This window comes from Bacillus sp. AFS001701 (assembly GCF_002559405.1).
Classification (GTDB): domain Bacteria; phylum Bacillota; class Bacilli; order Bacillales; family Bacillaceae_G; genus Gottfriedia.
Map to the genome: position 1 here is coordinate 1 of NZ_NTZO01000581.1, position 7,728 is coordinate 7,728.

Below are 7,728 nucleotides of genomic sequence, written 5' to 3' on the forward strand. Positions count from 1 at the left end.
GGAAATAACGCCGTTAACCGAATGATTGAAGATGGGGTAGAGGGCGTTGAGTTCATTGCTTTTAATACGGATGCCCAAGCACTAAAACAATCAAAAGCTGAAATAACTATGCAAATCGGTGCAACGTTGACGCGTGGTTTAGGAGCAGGAGCAAATCCTGAAATTGGAAAAAGAGCTGTTGAAGAAAGTAAGTCGCAAATTGAAGAAGTACTTAAAGGAGCAGACATGGTTTTCGTTACAGCTGGAATGGGTGGCGGAACAGGTACAGGTGCAGCACCTGAAGTTGCAAAAATTGCTCGAAAGCTTGGTGCTTTAACTATTGGAGTAGTAACTCGTCCTTTCAAATTCGAAGGCAAAAAGCGTGCAACAAACGCTGAAGGTGGAATTAAAGAACTTAGAGAAGCGGTTGATACATTAATAATCATTCCAAATGATCGATTATTGGAGCTAGTTGACAAAAAAACACCAATGCTCGAAGCATTCCGTGAAGCGGATAATGTACTTCGACAAGGGGTTCAAGGGATTTCCGACTTAATCGCAGTACCAGGATTAATCAATCTTGACTTTGCTGATGTTAAAACGGTCATGTCTCATAAAGGGACAGCCCTTATGGGAATCGGTATTGCAAAAGGTAAAGATCGCGCTACAATTGCTGCTCAGAAGGCATTAAATTCTCCGTTACTAGAAACTTCCATTAATGGAGCTCATGGTGTAATCATGAATATTACTGGTGGACGTAACTTAAGTCTATTTGAAGTACAAGAAGCTGCTGATATCGTTGCTTCTGCATCTCATGAAGAATTAAATATGATTTTCGGTTCGGTAATCGACGAAAACTTAAAAGATGAAATTATTGTAACGGTTATTGCTACAGGATTTGCGGATAAAGAAGAGAAAATGGTAAGAACTCCTTCTAGACCAATAGAAGAAGCACCTAGCTTATATAATAGAGAGCAACGCTTCCAACAAGATCAGAGATATCGAGTAGACCAACAGCAAGATTACGGTCGCTATAATGATCAACAAGACTCTAGTCGATACACAGAACAGCAAAATTATGGACGTTACAATGAACCAAAAGATTATAATCGCTATAATGAGCAACAAGATTATGGGCGTTATAATGAACAAAATGATTACGGCCGATATAATGAACAGCAGGAGTATAACCGTTACTCAGAACGACAAGATCAAAATCGTTACACAGAACAACAAGATTACGGACGCCATAATGAGCAACAAGAATATGGCCGATATAATGAGAAGGAAGATTCAACTTCATATATTCCGGCTTTCTTGCGTAATCGAAAAAACAGAAATAGATAGATTTATAGATGTAGGGAAGGACATGAGTGCTGATGCTCATGTCTTTTTATTTTGATTTTTTTAAAAAATTTTATCTCTTTTATATAAGCTGCGACTATTAAATTCTAATTCAACTCCATGAATCTACTAACGTAAGTTTCCATTTCACTCCGATTTACCGTTGATTTTAGCCTTATCTTTATTTCTTTTTTTCTTCCAGTCTATAAATATTAATAAAAATGGACCTGTACAAAAAATAATACCTGTAACAAAAGAACATACAATTTATACTTATGAAACTCCGGACCAACTATAATCAATACCGTAAACATTATGTAAGAAAATATAATTAATATATTTCTTGCTAATTTCATAATATTATCTTCCTGTTTCCTATAGGTTGTTGCACCCACAAAAAATATACCGTAGAAGTTAAAATGGAATTAATCTTTTTCAAATCTGTCTCTAATTTTTTAGTGAACGGTTACGAAATATGTTAACATTTATAAGGAAAAATTAACCAGTATTTATTGTCATTATTGTTAATTTTTTCACATTTTTTAATAGCACATTACTCCTTTTTGAATTTATAAAAAATCTACAAAACTATTATTTGTATATTATTTTTGATAAAGCAAACAAACACTGTAGATGGAAGTTTAATAAAAAATGCATTATGAAATTAATTCAAAAAAATTAAAAATGATTAAAACTTTTTTAGCTCTCAGGAGTCTAATGAATAGAACATCGAGATGGAGGGATTGAGATTGCAGGATCATAGTCTAGTGGATAGGGCTATCAAAGGAGATGAGCAAGCATTTTTGTCAATTATGCATGAGCATAAAATATCATTATATAAAACTGCACTTGTCTACTTGAAGAATAAAGATGAGGCAATTGAAGCAATTCAAGAAGTAACCTTTAGAGCTTATCAAAACATAAATACATTAAGAGAACCAAGTTATGTAAAAACATGGCTTATTCGGATTATGATTAATTACTGTCAGGATTATATAAAGAAGAAAAATAGAGTAACCTTCGATGATGAATATATTTCACAGATAGGTACAAACGAAGACTATAACTATATCGAAATAGAAGAAGCAATGTCACAGCTTGATGATACACAGCGACAGCTATTACATTTAAAATATTTTCACGATATCAAAATCAAAGATATTGCAATTATGTGGAATCGTCCGGAAGGTACAGTAAAGACTTGGTTGAATAAAGCATTGAGATCATTAAGAGGAATCCTTGAAGAGAAAGGAGAAAAAGGCCGTGTTTGAAAAAGAAGAAAATGAACTAAAAAAGTGGAAAGAAAAATACGAAAACGTCGAGTTACCTATTGATGAAATTGATGAGGCTATCCAAATTGGACTTAAAAAAGCTAAAGAAACTAAGTTAGTAACTAAACCGAAACGGAAATCTAAGATCTGGTCTATTATTGCAGCTGCTATTCTTCTATTGGGATTTCTTACAAGTATTCGTGTATCGCCAACCTTTGCTGATTATTTAACAAATATTCCAGGTATGGAGAAAATCGTTAAGATTATTCGTGATGATAAGGGACTAATATCAGCTGTAGAAAATAAATATGCTCAAGAAATTAATATTTCACAAGAGAAAAGCGGAATTAAGGTAACGATTAATTCAGTAATTGCTGATGAGCAAGGAATAGTGATTTTTTACACGATTGATGCAAAAGAGACACAACATAATTTAACTTTAAAAGAAGTGAGTCTCAAACCAAGTAATGGTGAAGAATTGCCAGAACATTCTTCATCATTTGATGTTCCAGTAGAAAATGAGTTAAATACTTATACTAGTAAGATTGAATATTTTTTTCAGAAGGCAAACGAGCAAAAAGATTTTAACTTAGATTTAAAGATAAAGAGTAAGGTGGTTTCAGAGCAATTTTCTATCCCATTCTCTTTAAAAAATCTAGAAAAAACAAAACAAATATACGAACTAAATAAAACAGTAATGATTGAAGGGCAAAAAATAACAATTAAAAAAGTTATAGTTTATCCTCTCCGTGTAGCTGTACAAGTAAAGATGGATCCAAATAATACTAAGAAAATACTAGATTTTACTGATTTTGAACTTCTTGATCAAAATGGCGAAGTATGGTCTAAAATAACAAATGGAACTACTGCCAATATTCTTAGCGATAATGAACGAATTATCTATTTACAGAGTAATTACTTTAAAGATCCAAAAGAATTATATTTGGTTATTAATAAGATACAGGCAGTTGATAAGGATGAAGACTATATTTTAGTTGATACTGAGAAACAACAGATTCTTAAACAGCCAAAAGGAAATTATTTAACTGACTTAAAAAAAGAAGGATCAGAATTGAAGTTCACCTTAAATACAAAAATAGAATTTCATTACTCATTGGTTGAATCAATTTTTGATGCTAATGGCAAAGAAGTTGAAACTAGTTCAGCATCAACTGAATATCATGATGGTGGTAAGCAAATAGTAGGAATAACTATTTCTACTAAAGATTACGTTAATCCATTAAAGCTTAAGCTTGCGTTTTATCCTGAATATATTCAAGGGGATGCTAAAATAAGGATTAAATGAGATAACTTAACGGACTGGAAATAGGAAAAACAAAAAAACGTAATCTTTTCTATGAATATCAAGAAAAGATTGCGTTTTTTTAGTTCTACAGACTATTCACCTTGTGACAGTAAGGCTCAGGTGGATAGTTATGCTTAAACTTTTCAAAATCCCAAGTTCCAAGAAATTTTTTTGCGGCTTGGTATCCATTTGTGAAAAGTGCTTCTTTTTCTTTTTTATTTAAATTGAAATCTGTGCTTGATATATCACCAGTTGGGATTTTTATTGTTCGTTCATTTACTTCTGTTGTTAGATGCCGAATGTCGTGAGCTTGTCTCATCGTTATAAATATTGATTTGTAAAATGAAATTGGGTTATGACCATCCAGCGGTTTCGCAATAATTTCTTCATCTACTAAGCGAAAACCAAAAGTCGGCCATTCTTGATGGTCATCGAAAATCCAAATTGGAAAATTACTTAGAATTCCACCATCAACAATTAATATTGGAAAATTATAATTAGGAGTTTTTAGTTTAATTGGTTGAAAGAAAAAGGGGATTGTACCACTCATTCTAACTGCTTGAGAGATTGTTATATCTTTTGCTGATAAGCCGTAATCGGGTAAATCATCAGGTAAAACGACCATTTTACCATTACTAATATCTGAAATAATGATTTTTAATTTCCCTTCTTCTAAATCATCGAAATAACGAATTCCTTTTTTGGATAATAAAGATTCTAACCATTCTTCTTCAAAATCATTTTTATATAACCCATTTTTAAATAAGATATTTAATCCTAGTCCGATTAAAGGAATAAAGTGCAACCATGTTTTTGTAATAAATTTCTTATAATCTAGATGATCCATAATTTCCTTTAATTCTTTCCCTGTATAGCCACATGCTAGAAGAGTAGCAACAATAGCGCCAGCAGAAGTGCCTGCCAAACGTGCCCATTCATAACCTTCTTCTTCAAAAGCACAAATAGCACCAACATGCCCGATTCCTCGAACTCCTCCTCCTTCAAAGATACCATCTACTTTCATTTTGTTACACCTACCTTTCAGAAAGAACGAATTATAGTAATATAATATATGGAGGTTCTGTTTAAGTGTGATTAGCTATTGATTCCATCATATTTATCAACTAATTTATTTTTTGGGAAATAATCTGACAATCTTTGCAGATAAATTAATATTTTAACAATCTAGGGAATCTTTATTTGTATTTGATGAATATTTTAAATTCAATATGAAATACTAACAGCAATCTGATAGCTTATATCAGAAAATTTTATTAAAAGGGGCTACATATCATGGCAAACAGGTCTTCAAATCAATATGTTTCACCAAATGCTGAATCTGCAATCGATCAGATGAAGTATGAAATTGCAACAGAATTTGGAGTACATTTAGGTCCAGATTCAACGTCTCGTGCAAATGGTTCAGTAGGTGGAGAGATTACAAAACGTTTAGTTCAAATGGCTGAACAAAGTCTCGGTGGCTATTCAAGATAAAAGATTTAATTTGAGAGATGAGTTAATTAAAGGTAATTCGTTACCAAGTGATTAACTCATCTCTTTTTGAATCTTTTAAGAAACTTTACATAATTTTACCAAAACAAAAAACAAAAGATTAAATAAAAGGAAGTTTACTATAAAATATCAAGCAAATTAATTTAATTTGTATTAATATTAGTAAAAATGAGTCGATTTAAGTAGAGAGAAAATTAAAATAATTTGGTATTATTAAACTAAACTCAATGTAACAATAGAGAGAATTATATTGAGTATATAAAGAGATAGAAATAAATGGGGAGTTGCAAGTATGAAATCAACTGGAATTATTAGAAAACTAGACGATCTTGGAAGAATTGTTCTACCGAAAGAACTAAGAAATACAATGAATTTAGAGAACAATGCTCCTTTTGAAATTCATTTTGAAGAAGGTATGATTATTCTTACAAAATATGATGAAAATTCCGGTCTAAGTGGAATTGTCAGAAGACTAGATGACTTAGGAAGAATTGTTTTACCAAAGGAATTAAGAAAAATGTTAAATCTTAATAAATATGAACCATTTGAAGTATTTATTGAGGAACAAAAGATTATCCTTAGACAATTTGTTTCGAGTAATGCTTGTATGGTAACAGGAGTTATTGATGAAAATAATTTCTCGTTTGATAGTGGAAAGATTGTAGTAAGTAAATACGGCGCAGAAATTCTTATTAAGGAATTGCAGGAATACATAGCTAAATAATAAATCTAAAAGTGCTCTTTTTCTTTAGGAGAAGAGCACTTTTTTGTTTGAATTTAGTTTAAAGGAATAAGAGAGTTTATCCTTTCTAAAGTAATATTAAGAATCTTTTTCAGTGCTTTCAACGATTTACTACAAATTTGTTAAAACCCTCTAAAATACACCAAGATAATAAAACACTACATAGAATGATAATTTCCATTTTTCACATCTCCTTTTTTTGTTCTACTTTTAATTTCTCTTAGGCTTTAATTGTCTTGAATTTTAAGATTGTATGTTCTGTTTTGTTTGGATGTTTTTATTATACACGAACATCCATTCTAATGTAAGTAGTTTTTTTAGAAAATAGATAGATTTTTTACGAACAGATATTAAAAGTAGGTCATTTGTTCGATTTTCTAATAATAAGATTGATAAAAAAATAGAACAGCCATTAATCCTGGCAAAAATAAATACTCCTTTAATGCCAAAAAAAACGAATGTTTTTTTGTACTCAATTTCTGTTCTGTAAAAGTATGTTTCTTCCAGAAATATGGTAGGATATGGTTATGGAATTGTTAGAAGGAGATAACGTATGGGCCTAATAGAGAATCAAAAGTATTTCTTTGAAAAATATAAAATCGATGAACAGGATTTTGAAAAGTACTGTTTAGACTGGTCAAAATATATTGAAATTTTTAATGAATACATATCAGAAATACCGAATCTTGAAACAGTAGCTACTTTTATTTCAGAAATACTCCGTAAAAACCCTGAAATTCATACTGTGAAATCAAGAATTAAATATCCTGACCATTTAATTGAAAAGATTATTCGCAAGACGATAAAAGGTAAAAAATCAGACTCAGGATATGAAATCAATGTTTTGAATTATAAATCTGAAATTACAGATCTAATTGGTATAAGAGCATTACATTTATATAAATACCAGGCTGCAGATATAGACAAGACAATTAGACAAAATTGGAATTTACATGAAAAAGCGACTATTTACCATCGCTTAGGAGATATGACAAGTGAACAGCATATTGAAGAGGAAAAGTTCCAGTTTTTAGTTCATGATGCCGGATATCGATCATGGCATTATGTGATTAAGTCGCAAATGACAAAAGTAAATTATTTAGCCGAAATTCAAGTAAGAACGATATTTGAAGAAGGCTGGAGTGAAATAGATCATCAACTAAGGTATCCTTATGATTTAGATAATGAGATATTAAATGAACAGCTTTTAATTTTAAATAGACTTTCGGGTGGGGCCGACGAATTGGTCAATTCAATCCTTCATACTAAAATGACTATTTATCAACAAAACGAAGAAAAAGAATTTCGTGATGAAAAGATTCAGGAATTATTAAATGAAATTTCAAGTTTGTCAGAAGATGGAAAATTAACAAATGAGGATAAGAAGTCATTAGAAGAGAAAATTAAACAATTAGAAGTTAAAAAGATTAAAGTAAATTATAGTAATCTGTTTAATAATCGCTCGGTTGAATATCACTTTAAACGAAGAATATTTCCTAGCGATTTTTAGATAATTGTTATTAGCTGCCAAGGCAATATGCTTTGGCTTTTTGCACATTAAGAAAGTATAAATT

General features: G+C 30.9%; 6 protein-coding genes and 1 pseudogene. 6 read left to right on the top strand and 1 reads right to left on the bottom strand.

Annotation, left to right across the window (positions count from 1 at the left end; translation table 11 throughout):
• The 3 genes and pseudogenes from ftsZ to CN514_RS23465 form a co-directional block, all read left to right on the top strand.
• Nucleotides 1-921 (top strand): annotated as a pseudogene (ftsZ, locus tag CN514_RS23455) (cell division protein FtsZ); the annotation flags it as partial.
• 1,169 nt (nucleotides 922-2,090) lie between these two features.
• Nucleotides 2,091-2,594 (top strand): sigma-70 family RNA polymerase sigma factor, encoded by a 504-nt coding sequence (locus tag CN514_RS23460; RefSeq protein ID WP_286141810.1) that lies wholly within the window; start codon nucleotides 2,091-2,093, stop codon nucleotides 2,592-2,594.
• Complete coding sequence (locus CN514_RS23465; protein WP_176526050.1) at nucleotides 2,587-3,900, top strand: DUF4179 domain-containing protein; 1,314 nt, start codon at nucleotides 2,587-2,589, stop codon at nucleotides 3,898-3,900. The genes CN514_RS23460 and CN514_RS23465 overlap by 8 nt, the downstream gene beginning before the upstream one ends.
• Before the next feature lie 85 nt (nucleotides 3,901-3,985).
• Here the strand turns inward: CN514_RS23465 and CN514_RS23470 are convergent, their stop codons facing one another.
• A complete protein-coding gene (locus CN514_RS23470; protein WP_098234641.1) occupies nucleotides 3,986-4,924 on the bottom strand; it encodes a patatin-like phospholipase family protein in 939 nt (312 codons plus the stop codon).
• Nucleotides 4,925-5,193: 269 nt separating this feature from the next.
• On the opposite strand from CN514_RS23470, the gene CN514_RS23475 reads away from it, so the two are divergent.
• From CN514_RS23475 to CN514_RS23485, 3 genes are all read left to right on the top strand, one after another.
• Nucleotides 5,194-5,394, top strand: coding sequence for an alpha/beta-type small acid-soluble spore protein (locus tag CN514_RS23475; protein ID WP_056474362.1), 201 nt, complete (start codon nucleotides 5,194-5,196; stop codon nucleotides 5,392-5,394).
• A gap of 310 nt (nucleotides 5,395-5,704) precedes the next feature.
• Nucleotides 5,705-6,136 (top strand): AbrB/MazE/SpoVT family DNA-binding domain-containing protein, encoded by a 432-nt coding sequence (locus tag CN514_RS23480; protein ID WP_286141811.1) that lies wholly within the window; start codon nucleotides 5,705-5,707, stop codon nucleotides 6,134-6,136.
• A 571-nt stretch (nucleotides 6,137-6,707) separates the two neighbouring features.
• Nucleotides 6,708-7,664: a nucleotidyltransferase family protein gene (locus tag CN514_RS23485; protein WP_098234642.1), complete on the top strand. Its 957-nt coding sequence runs from the start codon at nucleotides 6,708-6,710 to the stop codon at nucleotides 7,662-7,664.
• Nucleotides 7,665-7,728 lie beyond the last annotated feature (64 nt).

Coding starts and splice junctions, on each gene's coding strand:
- CN514_RS23475 (WP_056474362.1), top strand. CDS start 5,194: ATGGCAAACAGGTCTTCAAATCAATATGTTTCACCAAATGCTGAATCT.
- CN514_RS23470 (WP_098234641.1), bottom strand. CDS start 4,924: ATGAAAGTAGATGGTATCTTTGAAGGAGGAGGAGTTCGAGGAATCGGG.
- CN514_RS23485 (WP_098234642.1), top strand. CDS start 6,708: ATGGGCCTAATAGAGAATCAAAAGTATTTCTTTGAAAAATATAAAATC.
- CN514_RS23480 (WP_286141811.1), top strand. CDS start 5,705: ATGAAATCAACTGGAATTATTAGAAAACTAGACGATCTTGGAAGAATT.